18 protein-coding genes are annotated in these 17,257 nt (G+C 70.5%); 14 read left to right on the forward strand and 4 right to left on the reverse strand.

Features of this window, described 5'->3' with window-relative positions; genetic code table 11:
• Positions 1-67 precede the first annotated feature (67 nt).
• The 7 genes from Q0568_RS02980 to Q0568_RS03010 are packed head-to-tail and all read left to right on the forward strand — an operon-like array spanning position 68 to position 4,568.
• Positions 68-1,210: an ATPase, T2SS/T4P/T4SS family gene (locus Q0568_RS02980; RefSeq protein ID WP_298862014.1), complete on the forward strand. Its 1,143-nt coding sequence runs from the start codon at positions 68-70 to the stop codon at positions 1,208-1,210.
• The gene (locus tag Q0568_RS02985) at positions 1,207-2,064 is read left to right on the forward strand and encodes a type II secretion system F family protein (RefSeq protein WP_298862017.1); all 858 of its coding nucleotides are present in this window, start codon (positions 1,207-1,209) and stop codon (positions 2,062-2,064) included. The genes Q0568_RS02980 and Q0568_RS02985 overlap by 4 nt, the downstream gene beginning before the upstream one ends.
• On the forward strand, positions 2,061-2,999 hold the full coding sequence (locus Q0568_RS02990) for a type II secretion system F family protein (RefSeq protein WP_298862020.1): 939 nt from the start codon (positions 2,061-2,063) through the stop codon (positions 2,997-2,999). The genes Q0568_RS02985 and Q0568_RS02990 overlap by 4 nt, the downstream gene beginning before the upstream one ends.
• 47 nt (positions 3,000-3,046) lie before the next feature.
• A complete protein-coding gene (locus tag Q0568_RS02995; protein ID WP_298862023.1) occupies positions 3,047-3,232 on the forward strand; it encodes a hypothetical protein in 186 nt (61 codons plus the stop codon).
• Positions 3,233-3,239: 7 nt separating this feature from the next.
• Complete coding sequence (locus Q0568_RS03000; RefSeq protein WP_298862027.1) at positions 3,240-3,641, forward strand: TadE/TadG family type IV pilus assembly protein; 402 nt, start codon at positions 3,240-3,242, stop codon at positions 3,639-3,641.
• A complete protein-coding gene (locus Q0568_RS03005; protein WP_298862029.1) occupies positions 3,634-4,134 on the forward strand; it encodes a TadE family protein in 501 nt (166 codons plus the stop codon). Before Q0568_RS03000 ends, Q0568_RS03005 begins: the two co-directional genes overlap by 8 nt.
• Positions 4,135-4,136: 2 nt before the next feature.
• Positions 4,137-4,568 carry a pilus assembly protein TadG-related protein gene (locus Q0568_RS03010; RefSeq protein ID WP_298862033.1) on the forward strand — a complete coding sequence of 144 codons (432 nt, stop codon included), beginning with the start codon at positions 4,137-4,139 and terminating at the stop codon, positions 4,566-4,568.
• Between the two features lies 1 nt (position 4,569).
• Here the strand turns inward: Q0568_RS03010 and Q0568_RS03015 are convergent, their stop codons facing one another.
• Positions 4,570-5,805 (reverse strand): MFS transporter, encoded by a 1,236-nt coding sequence (locus tag Q0568_RS03015; RefSeq protein ID WP_298862155.1) that lies wholly within the window; start codon positions 5,803-5,805, stop codon positions 4,570-4,572.
• A 102-nt stretch (positions 5,806-5,907) separates the two neighbouring features.
• Here Q0568_RS03015 and prfB point away from each other — a divergent pair, with 102 nt between their 5' ends.
• The gene (prfB, locus tag Q0568_RS03020) at positions 5,908-7,017 is read left to right on the forward strand and encodes a peptide chain release factor 2 (RefSeq protein WP_298862036.1); all 1,110 of its coding nucleotides are present in this window, start codon (positions 5,908-5,910) and stop codon (positions 7,015-7,017) included.
• A 6-nt stretch (positions 7,018-7,023) separates the two neighbouring features.
• On the opposite strand, the gene Q0568_RS03025 is transcribed toward prfB, so the two are convergent.
• On the reverse strand, positions 7,024-8,007 hold the full coding sequence (locus Q0568_RS03025; protein WP_298862040.1) for a septum formation family protein: 984 nt from the start codon (positions 8,005-8,007) through the stop codon (positions 7,024-7,026).
• A gap of 82 nt (positions 8,008-8,089) precedes the next feature.
• Between Q0568_RS03025 and ftsE the strand changes: the two genes are divergently transcribed.
• The 3 genes from ftsE to smpB are packed head-to-tail and all read left to right on the forward strand — an operon-like array spanning position 8,090 to position 10,505.
• Positions 8,090-9,064: a cell division ATP-binding protein FtsE gene (ftsE, locus tag Q0568_RS03030; RefSeq protein WP_298862043.1), complete on the forward strand. Its 975-nt coding sequence runs from the start codon at positions 8,090-8,092 to the stop codon at positions 9,062-9,064.
• A complete protein-coding gene (gene ftsX / locus Q0568_RS03035) occupies positions 9,061-9,975 on the forward strand; it encodes a permease-like cell division protein FtsX (RefSeq protein ID WP_298862046.1) in 915 nt (304 codons plus the stop codon). The genes ftsE and ftsX overlap by 4 nt, the downstream gene beginning before the upstream one ends.
• A 53-nt stretch (positions 9,976-10,028) precedes the next feature.
• Positions 10,029-10,505 carry an SsrA-binding protein SmpB gene (gene smpB / locus Q0568_RS03040; RefSeq protein ID WP_298862049.1) on the forward strand — a complete coding sequence of 159 codons (477 nt, stop codon included), beginning with the start codon at positions 10,029-10,031 and terminating at the stop codon, positions 10,503-10,505.
• A 3-nt stretch (positions 10,506-10,508) separates the two neighbouring features.
• On the opposite strand, the gene Q0568_RS03045 is transcribed toward smpB, so the two are convergent.
• Positions 10,509-12,395, reverse strand: coding sequence for a prolyl oligopeptidase family serine peptidase (locus Q0568_RS03045; protein ID WP_298862052.1), 1,887 nt, complete (start codon positions 12,393-12,395; stop codon positions 10,509-10,511).
• A gap of 113 nt (positions 12,396-12,508) precedes the next feature.
• On the opposite strand from Q0568_RS03045, the gene Q0568_RS03050 reads away from it, so the two are divergent.
• Positions 12,509-13,453 (forward strand): methylenetetrahydrofolate reductase, encoded by a 945-nt coding sequence (locus tag Q0568_RS03050; RefSeq protein ID WP_298862055.1) that lies wholly within the window; start codon positions 12,509-12,511, stop codon positions 13,451-13,453.
• A gap of 11 nt (positions 13,454-13,464) precedes the next feature.
• A complete protein-coding gene (gene metE, locus Q0568_RS03055) occupies positions 13,465-15,777 on the forward strand; it encodes a 5-methyltetrahydropteroyltriglutamate--homocysteine S-methyltransferase (RefSeq protein WP_298862058.1) in 2,313 nt (770 codons plus the stop codon).
• A gap of 91 nt (positions 15,778-15,868) precedes the next feature.
• Here the strand turns inward: metE and lexA are convergent, their stop codons facing one another.
• Positions 15,869-16,555, reverse strand: coding sequence for a transcriptional repressor LexA (lexA, locus tag Q0568_RS03060; RefSeq protein ID WP_298862061.1), 687 nt, complete (start codon positions 16,553-16,555; stop codon positions 15,869-15,871).
• Between the two features lie 303 nt (positions 16,556-16,858).
• On the opposite strand from lexA, the gene Q0568_RS03065 reads away from it, so the two are divergent.
• Entirely contained in the window at positions 16,859-17,251 is a 393-nt protein-coding gene (locus tag Q0568_RS03065) for a LysM peptidoglycan-binding domain-containing protein (protein ID WP_298862064.1), read from the forward strand.
• The last annotated feature ends 6 nt before the right edge of the window (positions 17,252-17,257 follow it).

Genomic DNA, 17,257 nt, shown 5'->3' on the forward strand with positions numbered 1-17,257 from the left:
CATCTGCCCAACATCGCCCTGTGGATAACTCTGACGGCGGATCGCGGGGTTCTGACATGATTCCCGCGTGAGTCATCCGTCCATCGTCGTCGCCGAGAGGGTGCGGCGCCGTCTGCGCCTCGAGCACACCGATCCCTCCTCGCATCCCGACGAGGCACGGCACATCGCGCAGACCGAGGTGCGGCGGCACAACGATCAGGCGCTGGCGCGCGGTGAGGCCATCATCGACGACGAGGCCGCGCTGATCCGCGACGTGCTGGCCTCGGTGTCCGGCTTCGGCGCGCTGCAGCCCTTCCTCGACGATCCCGAGATCGAGGAGATCTGGCTGAACGGCCCGGATCGCATCTTCGTCGCGCGTGGTGGCACCACCGAGCGGGTGGATCTTCGGCTGACGGATGCCATCGTGCGGGATCTCGTGGAGCGGATGCTGCAGTCCACCGGCCGCCGGGTGGACATCAGCCAGCCCTTCGTGGACGCCTCCCTGCCCGACGGGTCGCGCCTGCACGTCGCCATCGCCGATGTGGTCAGGGGCTCCTGGGCCGTGAACATCAGGAAGTTCCTGCCGCAGCACCGCACTCTGGAGTCGCTGGTCGCACAGGGTTCCGTGCCCGCGCACATCGCGGATCTGCTGCGCGCTTCGCTGCAGTCCGGTGGCAGCGTGATCGTCTCAGGCGCCACGCATGCGGGCAAGACCACGCTGCTGGGCGCCCTGCTGGCATCCGTCGCCGACAGTCAGCGGATCATCACCGTGGAGGAGACGTTCGAACTGGCGGTCACCGGCCCCGACGTGGTGGCGCTGCAGGGGCGGCAGGCGGGCATGGAAGGGACGGGCGAGATCACGCTGCGGCGGCTGGTCAAGGAGGCGCTGCGCATGCGGCCGGACAGGATCGTCGTGGGCGAGGTGCGCGACGCCGAGGCGCTGGACCTGGTGCTGGCGCTCAATACCGGTGTCCCCGGTGCCGGCACCGTGCATGCGAACTCGGCGGCCGAGGCGCTGGAGAAGCTCGCCCTGCTGCCGCTGCTGGCGGGCAGGAACATCGATCGCGCATTCATCGCGCCGGCGTTGGCGACCTCGATCACCTATGTCGTGCACTGCCGTCGGGAGGTCGACGGCTCGCGGCGCATCGTCGAGGTGATCGCGCCCACCGGCGAAGTGGCGGCGGGGCGCATCCTCAGCTCGCCGGTCTACCGGGTCGGTGGTGACGCATGACATTGCTGATCGGGGCGCTGCTGGGTGCGGGCCTGCTGCTGTGCGCGTCGCCGTGGCTGTGGCCGTCGCGGGAGAAGCCCGTGCGCACCCCGCATCGCGGCAGGCTGCGTCGGCTGCTGGAGGAGGCCGGGCACGCGCGGGCGTCCACTCGCACGCTGGTCGTGACCATGATCGCGCTGGCCGCAGTCGCCGCATCCGTGGCCTGGCTGGTGACGGGGCTGCCGGTGCTGGCCGTGCTCGCCGCAGGGGCTGCGTCGTGGGCGCCGGTGCTGTACCTGCGCGGTCGTCGACTGCGCCTGCGCAAGGCGCGTCGGCAGCTCTGGCCCGACGTGTGCGACCTGCTGGTGGCGGCCATCCGCGTGGGCCTGTCGCTGCCGGACGCCGTGGCGGGGCTTGCCGAATCCGCACCGCAGTCCGTGCGCCCGGCGTTCGCCGTCTTCGCCCGTGACCTGCACTCCACCGGGCGCTTCGAGACCAGCCTGGACCGGCTGAAGGACGCGCTCGCCGACCCCATCGCCGATCGGATCATCGAGACGCTGCGGATGGCCAGGCAGGTCGGCGGCACCGAGCTGACCGGTGTGCTGCGGGCTCTCTCCTCGTCGGTGCGGGCGGATGCCGCGCTGCGCGGCGAGGTGGAGGCCAGGCAGTCCTGGATCCGCGGCGCCGCCGTGCTGGGCGCCGTCGCGCCATGGGTGATCCTGGGCCTGCTGGTGATGCGACCGGAGGGACGCGAAGCGTACGCCAGCCCGGAGGGCGTGATCGTCATCATGGTCGGCGCGGTGGTCTCACTGATCGCGTACCGGGTCATGCTGCGCATCGGCCGCCTGCCCGAACCGGAGAGGTGGTTCGGATGATCTCCGTCACCGATGCCGCCCTGGCGGTGCTGCTGGGCGGAACCTTCGCGCTGGGCGTGCTGGGTGTCCTCTCCGCACTTCCGCGGTGGGGTGCGCTGCCTCTGGAGCGTCGTATCGCCCCGTACCTGCGTGACGTCGTTCCCGACGAAGCCCTGCCCACCGGCATCCTCCCTCGCATCGGCGTGCTGCCCGTGCACGGGCGGTCGCTGTGGGAGCGCGTGCGGGCTGTGTTCGAGCGGATGCTGGGCGGCGGGGATGCGCTGGCCCTGCGGCTGGCGCAGGCAGGATCGTCCCGCACGCCGGCCTCGTTCCGAGGCCGACAGCTGGCGTGGGCGGTCGTGGGACTGGTCGCCGGGGCGCTGCTGGTGGTCGTGGTGGCCGTGGCCGACCGGATGACGCCGCCTGTCGTGCTGCTCCCGGTGCTGCTCGCCGCGGGTGCGGTCATCGCCTGCGACATGCTGCTCACGGCGCGCGCCAAGGCGAGGCGCGCACGGCTGGCCGATGAGTTGCCCACGACTCTGGAGTTCCTCGCGCTGTGCCTGTCGGCGGGGGAATCCCTGCTGGACGCGCTGCGACGGGTGTCGGGCGTCGGCACCGGCGAGCTCACCGAGGAGCTGCGCCAGGCCGTGCTGGCCGTGCACACCGGGTCGCCGTTGGCGGATGCGCTGGGGGAGACCGCGACGAAGCTGCAACTGCCTGGGCTCTCGCGAGCGGTGGATCAGATCATCGCGGCGCTCGAGCACGGCGCACCGCTGGCGGGCGTGCTGCACTCGCAGGCCGCGGATGCCAGGGACGAGGCCAAGCGGGTGCTCATCGAGCAGGCCGGGCGGAAGGAGATCTACATGCTCCTGCCGGTCGTCTTCCTGCTCCTCCCGATGAGTGTGCTCTTCGCGGTGTACCCAGGACTCTTCATCCTCAGGCTCGGTCTCGGCTGAGCAGCAACAGGGAACGACACAGGAAATCGACACGGACGGATATGCGCATGACAACGTTGAGAAGATGGTTCGCCTCAGGACGAGAGCTCGCCGACGACGAGCGCGGAGACGTGCCCGGATGGGTCCTGGTCACGCTCATGACGGCCGCCCTGGTCGTCGTGATCTGGGCGGTCGCCGGTCCCGCGCTGGTGGGGCTGTTCGAGCAGGCGATCTCGCGGGTCTCCGGAATCTGATCACGGCATGCCCCGCCCCGCACTGTCTGCCGATGAGCGCGGCTCCAGTCCCGTCGAGTTCGTGCTCGTCGGGGCGATGCTGACCGCGCTGGTGCTGGCCGTGCTGCAGCTGGCGCTGGCCATGTACGTGCGCAACGTCGTGCATGACGCCGCGGTCGAGGGCGCGCAGTACGCGGCGTTGGCGGACACCACGCTGGGCGAGGGCGCCGAGCGCACTCGTGCGGTCATCGACCGGGCGGTCGGCAGTACGTACTCGCAGGACGTGTCGGTGGGGCAGGATCGCAGCCTCGGGCACGAGAGCGTCGTGGTGCGCGTGCGCACCAGCCTGCCGGTGCTGGGGCTGGTCGGCGTGCCGTACGGGATGGAGGTGGAGGCGCGTGCGCCCGTGGAATCCTTCGGCGATGACTGAGCGGCGGCGTCCTGAGCAGCGCCGACCTGAGCGGCGCCGCACCGACCGCCTGCGCGGCCTGTGGGATGACGAGGACGGCACGGCGGTGCTGGAGTTCGTCACCGTCGGCGTGCTGCTGCTCGTGCCGCTGGTATACCTGGTGCTCACGCTCGGCGCCGTGCAGGAGCAGACGCTGGGGGCGGAGGCCGCGGCCCGCCACACCGCCCGGGTGATCGGCCAGGCTCCGGATGCCGGAACCGCCGCGGCGCGGGGAGATGCCGTGCTGCAGAGCGTGATCCGCGAGTACGGCATGGACCCGGATGCCGTGGACGTCAGCATCACCTGCCGTCCGGCCGCGGCAACGTGCCCGTCGGCGGGCAGCACCGTGATCGTCACGGTCGCCACGCGGGTGAGCCTGCCGTTCATGCCGCCGCTGTTCGGACTGGACCGGGTCGCCGCGATTCCCGTGCAGGCGGATGCCGCGCAGAAGGTCTCCCGGCTGTGGGGGCGCTGATGATGAGCCCTCGACGCCTGCGCGCGCTCGCCGCCGACGAGGACGGCAGCGTGCTGCCGCTGATCCTCGGCTATCTGCTGCTGGCCATCGCGGTCATCTTCGTGTGCGTGTGCGCAACGGATCTGTACATCGCGCAGAAGCGCCTGGATTCCCTGGCCGACGCCGCATCCCTGGCGGGTGCCGACGGCTTCAGCCTTCAGGTTCAGGACGGCGGCGTGCGCGCCGAGCTCACCGACGAGAAGGTGCACGAGCAGGCGGATGCCGTGGTCAGCGCTGTCGCGCACGATGCCCGCCTGGTCTCGGCCATCACCCCCGACGGGCTCTCGGCCCGTGTCACGGTCGCCACGGTGTGGCATCCGCCGCTGATCTCGCCGTTCGTGCCCGACGGCGTGCCGCTGGAGTCCACCGCGACGACCCGCACGGCGCTGCACTGAGTCAGTCGCGCACCTTGGCGGCCACACGGGGCAGGTACTTCGGCGTCCAGCGCATGAACCCGGCGGCTCCCACGACCGCGACGATGCCCATCAGCCCGGTCGCCAGCGACAGCGAGACCAGGGCCGTGATGGCCGAGACCAGCACCGGGGCGATCGCGCCGCCGGCATCCGTCAGCGTTCGCCACGACCCCAGGAACGTCGCCGGATCCCGCTGCGGGGCGAGATCGGCGCCGAAGGTCATCAGGATGCCGCTGGAGAGGCCGTTGCCCACGCCCAGGACCGCGGCGAGGAGCCCGTACCAGAGCAGCGCCGAATCCAGGTCGTGCGTGAACGCCAGCGCGCCGAAGCCCAGGCCCATCAGCAGCAGCGCCGGCATGGCGGCCCAGATGCGCCCGAAGCGGTCCATCACCTGGCCGCTGGCGTAGAACAGCGCGAAGTCGATGGCTCCGGAGACGCCCACCACCAGCGAGATGGTCGTCGCGTCCAGCCCCAGCGAGACGCCCCACAGCGGCAGGATCACCTGGCGGGCCGAGCGCACGGCCGACAGGCACGCCGCCGCGACGCCCAGTCTCGACAGCACTGCGCGGTACTCCCACATGGTGCGGAACACCCCGCGCTGGTCGGCCACCGGGATGGAGCCGGTCACCACCTCACCGGAGTCCTCGGCCACGGCGGCCCCGGTGGGCTTCAGCAGCGCGGGCGCCATGCGCTCGGGGTCGGGTCCGAACAGCACCAGCACCACGAGCACCGCCACGCAGCCCAGCAGGAACCAGATGGTGGAGTGCTCGGCATCCGTCAGCTGGATCAGCCCCGCGGCCACGAACGGACCCACGAAGACGCCGAAGCGGAAGCATCCGCCCAACAGGGACAGGAGCCGCGCGCGGAACCGGATCGGCACGCGCGTGGTCATGAACGCGTGCCTGGCCAGGCCGAACGACGCGGCGCAGAACCCCAGCAGGAACACGGCGAGCGTCAGCCACGCCAGCGACGGCGCGAGCAGCATCCCGACACCGGCGAGGATCGCCGCCAGACCCGCGTAGACCATGGTGAAGCGCTCGCCGATCTTCGTGACCAGCCACCCGGCCGGCAGGTTGCCGCACAGCTGGCCGACCACGAGCATCGCCGTCACCAACGCAGCCAGCGGCACGTCGGCGCCGAGGTGGGTGGCGAACACCGGGATCAGCGGGATGACCGCACCTTCGCCGAGCGCGAAGAGCACCGTGGGGATGTACACCATCGGCCCGAACTGCCTGATGATCCTGCCCGCGCTGTCGCTCACACCTTCACGCTAGCCCGCGGCGCGCGGAACCGCTCGCACGGCGCGATAGGCTGGACTGCCATGTTCGAACTCGATCTCTCCGCCGACATCCAGGCGCTTCGACACACCTTCGGCGACATCCGCGAGGTCGTCGACGTCGACTCCCTGCACGCGGACATCGCGCGCCTCAGCCAGGAGGCGGGCGCGCCCGACCTCTGGGACGACCCCGAGAAGGCGCAGAAGGTCACCAGCGCGCTCAGCCACAAGCAGGCCGACCTCAAGCGCGTCACCGACGTCGAGCGCCGCCTCGACGACCTCGAGGTGCTCATCGAGCTCGCCAACGAGATGCAGGACGACGACTCGGCCGACGAGGCGCGTCGCGAGCTGGCCGCGCTGACGGACACCATCAACCAGCTCGAAGTGCAGACCCTGATGGACGGCGAGTACGACGAGCGCAACGCCATCATCACCATCCGCTCCGGTGCCGGCGGCGACGACGCCACCGACTTCGCCGAGATGCTCATGCGCATGTACCTGCGCTGGGCCGAGCAGCACGGCTACCCGGTGAAGGTGATGGACACCTCCTACGCCGAGGGCGCGGGCATCAAGTCCGCGACTTTCGAGGTCACCGCGCCCTACGCGTTCGGCACCCTGTCGGTCGAGGCCGGCACGCACCGCCTGGCGCGCATCAGCCCGTTCGGCTCGGCCGACAAGCGGCAGACCTCCTTCGCGGCCGTCGAGGTCATCCCGCTGATGGAGGAGGCCACCGAGGTGGACATCCCCGAGGGCGACATCCGCGTCGACGTGTTCCGCTCCTCGGGCCCCGGTGGCCAGTCGGTCAACACCACCGACTCCGCCGTGCGCATCACGCACCTCCCGACCGGCATCGTCGTCTCGATGCAGAACGAGAAGTCGCAGATCCAGAACCGTGCGGCCGCCATGCGCGTGCTGCAGACCCGCCTGCTGCTGCTGCAGAAGGAGGAGGAGGCCGCCAAGAAGAAGGAGCTCGCGGGCAACATCACCGCCAGCTGGGGCGACCAGATGCGCTCCTACTTCCTCTACGGCCAGCAGTTGGTCAAGGACCTGCGCACCGGCCACGAGTCCGGAAACCCCGACCGGGTGTTCGACGGCGACCTCGACGACTTCATCTCGGCCGGCATCCGCTGGCGCAAGCGCAAGGAAGAGGACTGAGCGCGCTCAGCGCCTCGCACCGGCCAGCGTGCCGGTGACCTCGGACCAGTCGTCGTAGACCGTGCACTGCACCATGCGGTCCCCGGAGTCCCAGCTCTCCTGGCTGGGCCAGTAGCCCGCGAAGTTCAGCGCGGACTCCTCATACGGGACGCCGACGAAGTCGGCGAACGCGGCGCGGCAGGCGCCTTCGGCCTCTGCCTCCGTGTCACCGTCGCCGGGGAACTCCCGCTGGGTCATGTCGTACTGGTAGTAGACCTCCTCGCCGTGCGGGGTGTCGCAGGGGACCAGCACCACTCGGCCGTCCTCCTCGTAGTATGGCTGGTCGCTCGCGAGGCAGTCGCCCACCTCGACCTCCCACCAGTCCACGGTCTGACCGTCGACGGGCGCGGAGCGGGGGGAGTCCACCGGATCGGGCCACTCGTTGGCGACGCCTTCGCTGATCCCCGTCAGCGTCGCGCTGACGAAGGAGACGAACAGCACGATGCCCGCGATGATCAGCCCCAGCACCGAGACGATCAGGCCCGTGATGCCCGGCCACTTCGCGCCCGGTCGCACCAGCGCGACGATCGACAGCACGATCCCCGCCACCAGCACGAGGACTGCGAACGAGATGAGCGGCGGGAGGAGCGCCAGCAGGGCGCCCACGACGGACGCCGCAAGCGCCGCCCACCCCAGCGGGGAGACTCCTGAGGCGGTGGGAGGGGCGGAGAGGGGATAGCCGGATGCTGCGGGCGGGCCGTACGCGTTGTTCGCGGCCCATGGCGCCGGAGCAGCAGGCGACGGCGGTGCGAAACTCGACGGCGGCGCGAATCCCGGAGTGGGAGGCGCGAATCCCTGAGCGGGCGGCGCGAACGTCTGAGCGGGCGAGGCGAACGTCTGAGTGGGCGGGTTGAACGGCTGCGGGGGTGCGACATGCTCGGTCCACCGGGTGCCGTCCCACCAGCGCTGACGTCCGGATCCGTCGTCGTACCAGCCCGCGGGGAAGCTCATGGCTCATCATGGCACGGGCGGATGATCTCAGGCGAGTGTCGCTGAACGCACCTCGGCGGGGCGCACTTAGGCTCGAATGGCCATGATCCGGTTCGAGAACGTCACCAAACGCTATCGCGGCACCAAGCGACCCGCCCTCTCCGACGTCGACTTCAACGTCGAGGCCGGTGAGTTCGTGTTCCTCGTCGGGGCATCGGGCTCCGGCAAGTCGAGCTGCCTGCGACTCATCCTCCGCGAGGACGTGCCCACGACCGGCCGCGTGGCCGTGCTCGGGCGCGATCTGCGCTCGCTGGCCAACCGCAAGGTGCCGTACTTCCGTCGCCACGTCGGCTCGGTCTTCCAGGACTTCCGGCTGCTGCCGTCGAAGACCGTCTACCAGAACGTCGCCTTCTCGCTGCAGGTCATCGGCACCTCGCGCGGATTCATCCAGCAGGCCGTGCCCGAGGCACTGGCGCTGGTCGGACTCGACGGCAAGGCCAAGCGGATGCCGCACGAGCTGTCCGGCGGCGAGCAGCAGCGCGTGGCCATCGCCCGCGCCATCGTCAACCGGCCCAAGGTGCTGCTGGCCGACGAGCCCACCGGAAACCTCGACCCCGCGACCTCGGTGGACATCATGCAGCTGCTGACGCGGATCAACGCGGGCGGCACGACCGTGGTCATGGCCACGCACGAGGCCGCCTTCGTGAACCAGATGCAGCGCCGCGTCATCGAGCTCAAGGAGGGCGTGATGGTGCGCGACGAGGTCGGCGGCGGGTACGGCGACACCTCCGGCATCCCCCGCCTGCAGCCGGAGGCCGTACCCGGCGCCGCGGCAGCGGCGGCCCTCACGGCCGTGCAGGAGGTGCAGCGCCAGACCACGGCGGTGCCCGTCGTGGCCCCGGATGCCGTCCAGCCCCCGCCTCCGCCCGTGGAGCCTCCGGCGCAGGAGACGGATGCCCAGGCCGCAGGCCCCAGGACGAACCCGATCATCCTCCCCGACGTGAAGGTCGACGAGCTCGGAGTCGCCGATCGCCTCGGTCTCTCCGACGACGACGAGGAAGTGGGCCCGACCTCATGAATCTCGGACTCATCATCGGCGAGGCCCTGCTGGGTCTGCGCCGGAACCTCTCCATGGTCATCTCGGTGGTGCTGGTCACCTTCGTCTCACTCACCTTCGTGGGCGCGGCCGTGCTCATGCAGTCCCAGATCAGCACCATGCGCGGCTACTGGGGCGAGAAGGCCGAGGTCACGGTCTACATGTGCTCGCCGCTGTCGACCAGCCCCACCTGCGTGGGCGGCGAGGCCACCGAGGAGCAGATCGACCAGGTCGAGCAGGCGCTGAAGGGCGATGCCCTGGCGCCGCTGATCAGCCAGATGCGCAAGCAGTCCAAGGAGGAGGCCTTCAAGGACATCGTCGCCCAGCTCGGTGCCGAGCAGGCCGACGTGATCGGCGTGGAGAACACCTCGGTGGACTTCCGCGTGACCATGAAGGACCCGCAGCAGTCCGAGGTGATCACCGAGGCGTTCTCCGGTCAGGCCGGGGTGGATGCCGTGAAGGATCAGCGCAAACTGCTGGATCCGCTGTTCTCAGCGCTCACCGTCGCCACCTACATCGCCGTGGGCGTCGCGGCGCTCATGCTCATCGCCGCCGTGCTGCTGATCTCCACCACCATCCGGCTCTCCGCCTACGCCCGGCGCAAGGAGATCGGCATCATGCGCCTGGTGGGCGCCTCCAACAGCTCCATTCAGACGCCGTTCGTGCTGGAGGGCGTGTTCGCCGCCTTCCTCGGGTCGGTGCTCGCCAGTGCGGCGGTGCTCGCCGGGGTGCACTTCGGCGTGGAGGGATACCTGGCCGACCGGGTGCCGTTCATGCGCCCGCTGGTGGGCATGCAGGACGCGATGTTCGTCGTGCCCGTGCTGATCGGCATCGGCATCCTGCTCTCCGCGCTGTCGGCAGGATTCGCGATCCGTCGCTGGCTGCGCACCTGACCCGATAGACTGATCGGCTGGTCCGGATCGGACCGGCGAGTCAGGAGAACAACATGCCCAGGGAACGCGGTGAGAAGGTCATCGCGACCAACCGTCGCGCGCGTCACGACTACAACCTCGAGAAGTCGTACGAAGCCGGTCTCGTGCTCACCGGCACCGAGGTCAAGTCGCTGCGCCAGGGGCGAGCCAACCTCAGCGACGGCTACGCGTACATCAAGGGCGGCGAGGCGTTCCTCGACGCCGTGCACATCCCGGAGTACTCGCAGGGGCACTGGACCAACCACGCCGCCAAGCGCATCCGCAAGCTGCTGCTGCACCGCGACGAGATCCGCAAGCTCGAGCATGCCGTCTCGGCGGGCGGCTACACGCTGATTCCCACCCGGCTGTACTTCTCCGATGGCCGTGCCAAGGTCGAGATCGCCCTCGCCAAGGGCAAGCGCGAGTACGACAAGCGCCAGACGCTGCGCGAGCGTCAGGACACCCGTGACGCCGAGCGCGCCATGCGCACCCGGAACCGCCTGGGGGAGTAGCCGCTACTCTGCTGTCGTGAACCCGAACGTCCGCCCCAGGAACGCCAGCTCGGCCTCCAGGGACGCGATGATGGTCTCCGCACGGCGGAAGCCGTGGCCTTCGCCCTCGAACTCCAGGTACTCGTGCGGGATGCCGCGCGCGGCCAGCGCATCGCGGATGACCTGCGACTGCGAGGGCGGCACCACCCTGTCGTCCGAGCCCTGCTCCAGCAGCACCGGCACGTCGATGCGGTCCGCATGCGTCAGCGGCGACCGCTGGATGTACAGGTCCTCGGCCTCCGGCAGCGGCCCGACCAGGCCCTCCATGTAGTGCTTCTCGAAGTCGTGGGTGTCGGATGCCAGCATCCGCAGGTCGGCGACGCCGTACCGGCTGATGCCTGCGGCGAACGCCCCGCCGCGCACGAGTGCGCTGAGCACCGTCCAGCCGCCGGCGGAGCCGCCGCGGATCGCGATGCGCGCGGGATCGGCGAGGCCTGCATCCGCAAGGCCCTGTGCTGCGGCGATCACGTCGTCGACGTCGACGACGCCCCACTGGCCGTCCAGCCGCTCGCGGTAGGCCCGGCCGTAGCCGGTGGAACCGCCGTAGTTCACGTCCAGCACGCCGATGCCGCGGCTGGTCCAGTACGCGTAGGCGGCGGATGCCGCACCCGAGACGTGCGCGGTGGGACCGCCGTGCACCATGACGATGTACGGCGGCAGCTCGCCCGCGGGGGCGACCGGGTCGGGGTTCGTGGGCGGATAGTCGAAGGCGTGCACCTCCCCGTGCGGCCCGTCGAACGTCACCGGTCGGGCGATCGGGACCCAGCGCGCATCGACGCGTTCACCGCCGCGGATCGCCGTGACCTCGCCGGAGTCCGCATCCAGGCTCCACAGCCCGCGCTCCACGTCGCCGCCGGCCCCGGAGATGAGCACCCGGGTGCCGTGCACATCGCAGATGCTCGCCTCGGCGGTGATCGGCACGTCCAGCGTCTCGACGTCGCCGGATGCCGGGTCGATCAGCACGATCTCGTCGGAGCCGTTGGTGCGCACCGCCACGATGCGGCCGTCGGCCAGCACGCCGTACCAGCGCTGGCCGAGCAACCACAGGCCACCGCCGGTGTCGGCATCGGCGGTGTCGAAGAACTCGGTGGTCGCAGGGGGTGTCTGAGCGGGTGGTGAGGTGTCCTCGGCGATCCGGGCCAGCCACAGGTTCCAGCGCCCGGTGGCGTCGTCGGAGAACAGCAGCTCCTGATCGGAGAGCCACTCCGGCTGCAGCGCGGCACGAGCGGGGACGGACATGAGTGATCCGGACTCCAGATGTGCGACCGCGACTATCGCATGCTCCCAGGGCATGTGGGAGTCGACCCACTCCACGAACGCGAGTCGGCGTCCATCGGGCGAGAGCGCCGGGTGTGCGAAGAAGCCGTCGGAAGTCCAGAAGTGCCGCACACGAGAATCGTCGCTGGACGTCGGTGCCTTGAGCGGGATCTCCACGATTCCGCGCACGTGCTGCTCCGGCCGCAGGTCCTCCTCCACCGCGAACAGCCGTCCCTGCTGCAGCGACAGTCCGCCGTACTGCGGACCGGGCGCCGTCAGCGGCTCCGGAGCGCCGCCGCGCGGCATCCGGAGCACGCGCTGGGAGGCGCCGTCGACGAAGTACAGCGTTCCCTCGGCATCCGCCGTCCAGGCCCCGCCGCCGTACTCGTGCACGCGCGAGCGGGCGCTCCACGGCGCGGGAAGCACCTCCCTGCCCGACGAGCTGCGCACGGTGACCCGGCCGCCCTCGGACGGCACCGACTCGCCCCACCAGATCTCGTCGCCCACGAACCGCGCGCCGTCGATGCGGGGAGCGGATGCCGACACGTCGGCGGCGGAGAACGGCGAGGGCCAGGAACCGTAGGGCGTGCTCATCCTCCGACCCTATCCGCGGCCGTGACTCGACACACGGCGTCACACAGTGTGCGCCGGGCGGTGCCCGCGTTCTACCGTGCATTCACACCCCGATCCGCGAAGGAGAAGCACCGTTGCCCAGCTGTACGCCGTTCTCCTTCGAGCTGTACCCGCCGCGCACGGTCGCCAGCGTCCAGGCGCTGCACGACACCATCGACCGCCTCGCCGCCGCTGGCCCTGACTTCCTGTCGGTCACCTACGGCGCCGGCGGCTCCACGGGCGGACGATCGCTGGAGGTGCTGCGCTACATCCGCGCGCACACCGACGTCGAGCCCCTCGCGCACCTCACCTGCGTGGGGAACACCTACGCGGGGGCGGCACGACTGATCAGGGAGTTCCTGGATGCCGGCATCCTCAGCTTCCTCGCGCTCCGAGGCGACCCTCCCGCCGGTCACGACGAGAGCGAGCCGTTCCTGGGCGACCTGGAGAGCTCCGCGCAGCTGGTGCAGCTCATCGATCGCGTGCAGGCCGAACGTGCCCCCTACGAGGAGTCGCCGGTGCCCGGCAACCCCGGCGCTGTGCGGGTGGCGCCGCGGCGGAAGGTCAGCATCGCCGTGGCGGCGTTCCCCAACGGGCATCCGCGGTCCGCGTACAGCAGCCAGCACGTCGACGCACTGCTGGCCAAGCAGGCGGCGGGCGCCACGCTCGCCATCACGCAGCTGTTCTTCCACCCCGATCACTACCTGGCCTTCGTCGAGCGCGCTCGTCGCGCCGGGGTCACCATCCCGATCCTGCCCGGCATCATGCCGATCACCTCGCCCGCCCGGCTGAATCGCGTGCTGCAGCTCACCGGCGAGGAGCTGCCGGGCGAGCTGTCCATCGCCCTCGAGGTGGAGCCCACCGCCGAGGGCCGCAGGCAGATCGGCATCGAATGGGCTGCCGATCTCGCCCGCGACGTCGTCGCGGGCGGCGCGCCCGGCGTGCACCTGTACGCCTTCAACCAGCACGAGACCGTGCTCGACGTCCTCGCTCAGGCCGGCATCCTGACCGAATCCTGTCTGTCCCCAGCCACGAAATGAAGGAAACATCCATGACCGCTTTCCCCGCCGGGACGATCCTCGGCTACCCCCGGATCGGCCGTCGTCGCGAGCTGAAGAAGGCCGTCGAGGCGTTCTGGGCAGGTCGCATCGACGAGGCAGCCCTCGAGACCACGGCGGCGGGACTGCGCGCCGCCACCCGCGAGCGCCTGGCCGAGCTCGGCCTGGGCCGCGAGGACTCCGCCATCCCGGAGTCGTTCTCGTACTACGACCAGGTCCTGGATGCCGCCCTCACCGTCGGCGCCATCCCGAGCCGCTTCGAGGACCTGCGCGACGCCGACGGGACCATCGGCCTGCCGGCGTACTTCACCGCTGCCCGCGGCGAGGGCGACCGCGCCCCGCTGGAGATGACCAAGTGGTTCGACTCCAACTACCACTACCTGGTGCCGGAGATCGGGCCCGAGACGGTGTTCTCGCTCTCCAGTTCCCGCCTCGTGGACCAGGTGGCCGAGGCGGTCGCCGCCGGCTTCCGCACCCGTCCGGTGATCGTCGGCCCCGTGACGCTGCTCGCACTGGCCAAGGCCTCGGATGCCTCTCCCGACGGCTTCGACCCGCTCTCGCGACTGGACGACGTCGTGGCCGTGTACGTCGAGCTGCTGGCGAAGCTGAAGGCCGCCGGCGCCGACTGGGTGCAGCTGGACGAGCCCGCGCTGGTCAGCGAGTCGCTGCCTGCCACCACCGTGCAGCTGGCGGATGCCGCGCAGCGTGCGCTGGTCGTGCTCGGCGGCGCCGCCGATCGTCCGCAGATCCTCGTCGCGGCCCCGTACGCCGCGCTCGGCGAGGTGCTGCCGGTGCTGGCATCCGCTCCGATCGAGGCGATCGCCATCGACCTGGTGCGCGGTGCGGTGCCGGAGTCGCTGCCCGACCTCGCCGGAAAGACGCTCGTCGGCGGCGTGATCGACGGCCACAACATCTGGCGCGGCGACCTGCGCGGCGCGTTCGACAAGCTCGAGGCGCTGCGCGCCCTCGGTGCTCCCGCCGTCTCGGCCTCCACCTCCACCTCGCTGCTGCACGTGCCGCACGACGTGACCGACGAGTCCAAGCTCGACGCGCGTCTGGTGTCGTGGCTGGCCTTCGCCGACCAGAAGGTCGAGCAGGTCACCGCGCTCGCACGTGGGCTGGTCGAGGACCGTGCGGCTGTCGCGGATGCGCTGGATGCCGCGACTGCGGCCCTCGCCGATCGCCAGACGGCCCCCGGCGTGCGCGACGGCGCCGTGCGGGCCCGTGCCCTGGCCGAGGCGGACTTCTCGCGCGTCTCCTACGAGGAGCGCGAGGCCGCCCAGTTGGCGCTGGACCTGCCCGCCCTGCCGCTGACCACCATCGGCTCGTTCCCGCAGACCGGCGACATCCGCCGCGCACGCGCGCAGTTCACCCGCGGTGAGCTGCCCCAGGACGACTACGAGGCGTTCCTGCGCACCGAGATCGACCGCGTCGTCGCGCTGCAGGAGGACCTGGGGCTCGACGTGCTCGTGCACGGCGAGGCCGAGCGCAACGACATGGTGCAGTACTTCGCCGAGAACCTCGACGGGTTCGCGGTCACCGAGAACGGCTGGGTGCAGTCCTACGGCTCGCGCGCCACCCGCCCCTCGATCCTGTGGGGCGACGTGTCGCGCCCGGCGCCCATCACGGTCTCATGGTCGGCATACGCGCAGTCGCTGAGCGCCAAGCACGTCAAGGGCATGCTCACCGGCCCCGTCACGATCCTCGCCTGGTCGTTCGTGCGCGACGACCAGCCGCTGGGCGAGACCGCCAACCAGGTGGCGCTCGCGCTGCGCGACGAGATCACCGATCTCGAGGCCGCCGGCATCGCCATCATCCAGGTCGACGAGCCCGCGCTGCGGGAGCTGCTGCCGCTGAAGAAGGCCGACCAGGCCGCGTACCTGGAGTGGTCGGTGAACTCCTTCCGCCTGGCCACCGGCGGTGCAGCGGCGCCCACGCAGATCCACACGCACCTCTGCTACTCGGAGTTCGGCGTGGTCATCGACGCGATCCGCGCGCTGGATGCCGACGTGACCTCGATCGAGGCCGCCCGCAGCCGCATGGAGGTCGTCGCCGACATCGCGAAGTACGGCTTCGACCACGGTGTGGGCCCCGGCGTCTACGACATCCACTCGCCGCGCGTGCCCAGCGTCGCCGAGATCGAGTCGCTGCTGCGCCGCGCGACCTCCGAGCTGCCGCTGCGCCAGCTGTGGGTCAACCCGGACTGCGGTCTGAAGACCCGCGGCTACGACGAGACCGTCGCCTCGCTGCGCAACATCGTCGAGGCCACGCACCGCGTGCGCGAGGACGTGAACGTCCCCGCCTGAGCATCCGTCCTGTTGCGGATCCAACGCCGAGACCCCTCATGATTCACGCGAATCATGAGGGGTCTCGGCGCTCAGGAGGGGTCTCGACGGGTCAGACCGCGCGCAGCACCGCCACGACCTTGCCCAGCACCACGGCCTCGTCGCCGAGGATGGGCTCGAACGCGGAGTTGCGAGGGAGCAGCCAGGTGTGGCCGTCCCGGCGGCGGAACGTCTTGACCGTGGCCTCGCCGTCGATCATGGCCGCCACGATCTCACCGTTCTCGGCGTTGTTCTGCGTGCGCACGACCACCCAGTCGCCGTCGCAGATGGCGGCGTCGATCATCGACTCGCCGCTGACCTTCAGCATGAACAGGTCGCCCTTGCCCACCAGCTGACGCGGCAGCGGGAAGATCTCCTCGACCTGCTGGTCGGCGGTGATCGGGATGCCGGCGGCGATGCGGCCGACCAGCGGCACCAGTGCGGCGTCGCCGAGTGCAGGCGTGGTGTCGGCGGGGTTCTCAGTGCTGGTGCCCGGCAGGTCGATCAGCACCTCCATCGCGCGGGTCTTGCCGGGATCGCGGCGCAGGTAGCCGCTGAGCTCGAGCTGACCCAGCTGGTGGGTGACGCTGGAGAGCGACTTCAGCCCGACGGCGTCGCCGATCTCGCGCATGCTGGGCGGGTAGCCGTGCTGGGCGATGGAGTTCTGGATCACCTCGAGGATGGCCATCTGCTTCGCGCTCAGGCTCTTGCGCCGACGGGTGCGCGGAGCCTCGGCTGCGGGGGCGGACTTGTCGCTCATCGGTGCTCCTTCATGCGTGCGAGCCGGCGAGGATCCGCGTCATCGCGGGCATCCGGTTCGAATGTCGGTGGCCAGTGGTGTGCTGTCCATATCGAAACCGTATCCGACTCAGGCCGGAAAACGGAAGATCTGTTCGAGCGTGTCGAGGACATTCCCGGACGGATTTCGAAGAACTCTTGACAGATGTTCGATATCGAAGATACATTCGGAACGTAGCTTCGCATCCGGGGTCCCCGGTCGGATGCCGGATGCGAAAGCTGCACCACTTCCGCCGCACGGCGGGACCACACGGAGGAGCCCCACATGAGCACCATCAGCATCCAGAGCCCCGCGATCCCTCGCGTCGCCGCCGGGCGCCCGGTCTCAGAAGGCCCGGTGCGGCGCACGAAGCTGCGCCTGACCATGCGGGGCAGGCGCGTGCTGGCGGGCCTGGCGGCTGCGCCCCTGGTCGCCGGCATCGCCTTCTCGGTGCTGGCCGGCGGCTCGGCACTGGCCTCCGGACAGGATTCAGCGACGGTCTCCTTCCAGACCGTGCACGTGGCACCCGGCGACACCCTGTGGGGGATCGCCGCAGAGGTCGCTCCCGGGGTCGACCCCCGCGACGTCATCGACGACATCATCTCGCTGAACAACCTCGGCTCCGCCACCATCCAGGCGGGCGAGGAGATCGCGATCCCGACGAAGTACGCGCGCTGACCCGTC

The organism is uncultured Microbacterium sp. (assembly GCF_937927635.1).
GTDB lineage: Bacteria > Actinomycetota > Actinomycetes > Actinomycetales > Microbacteriaceae > Microbacterium.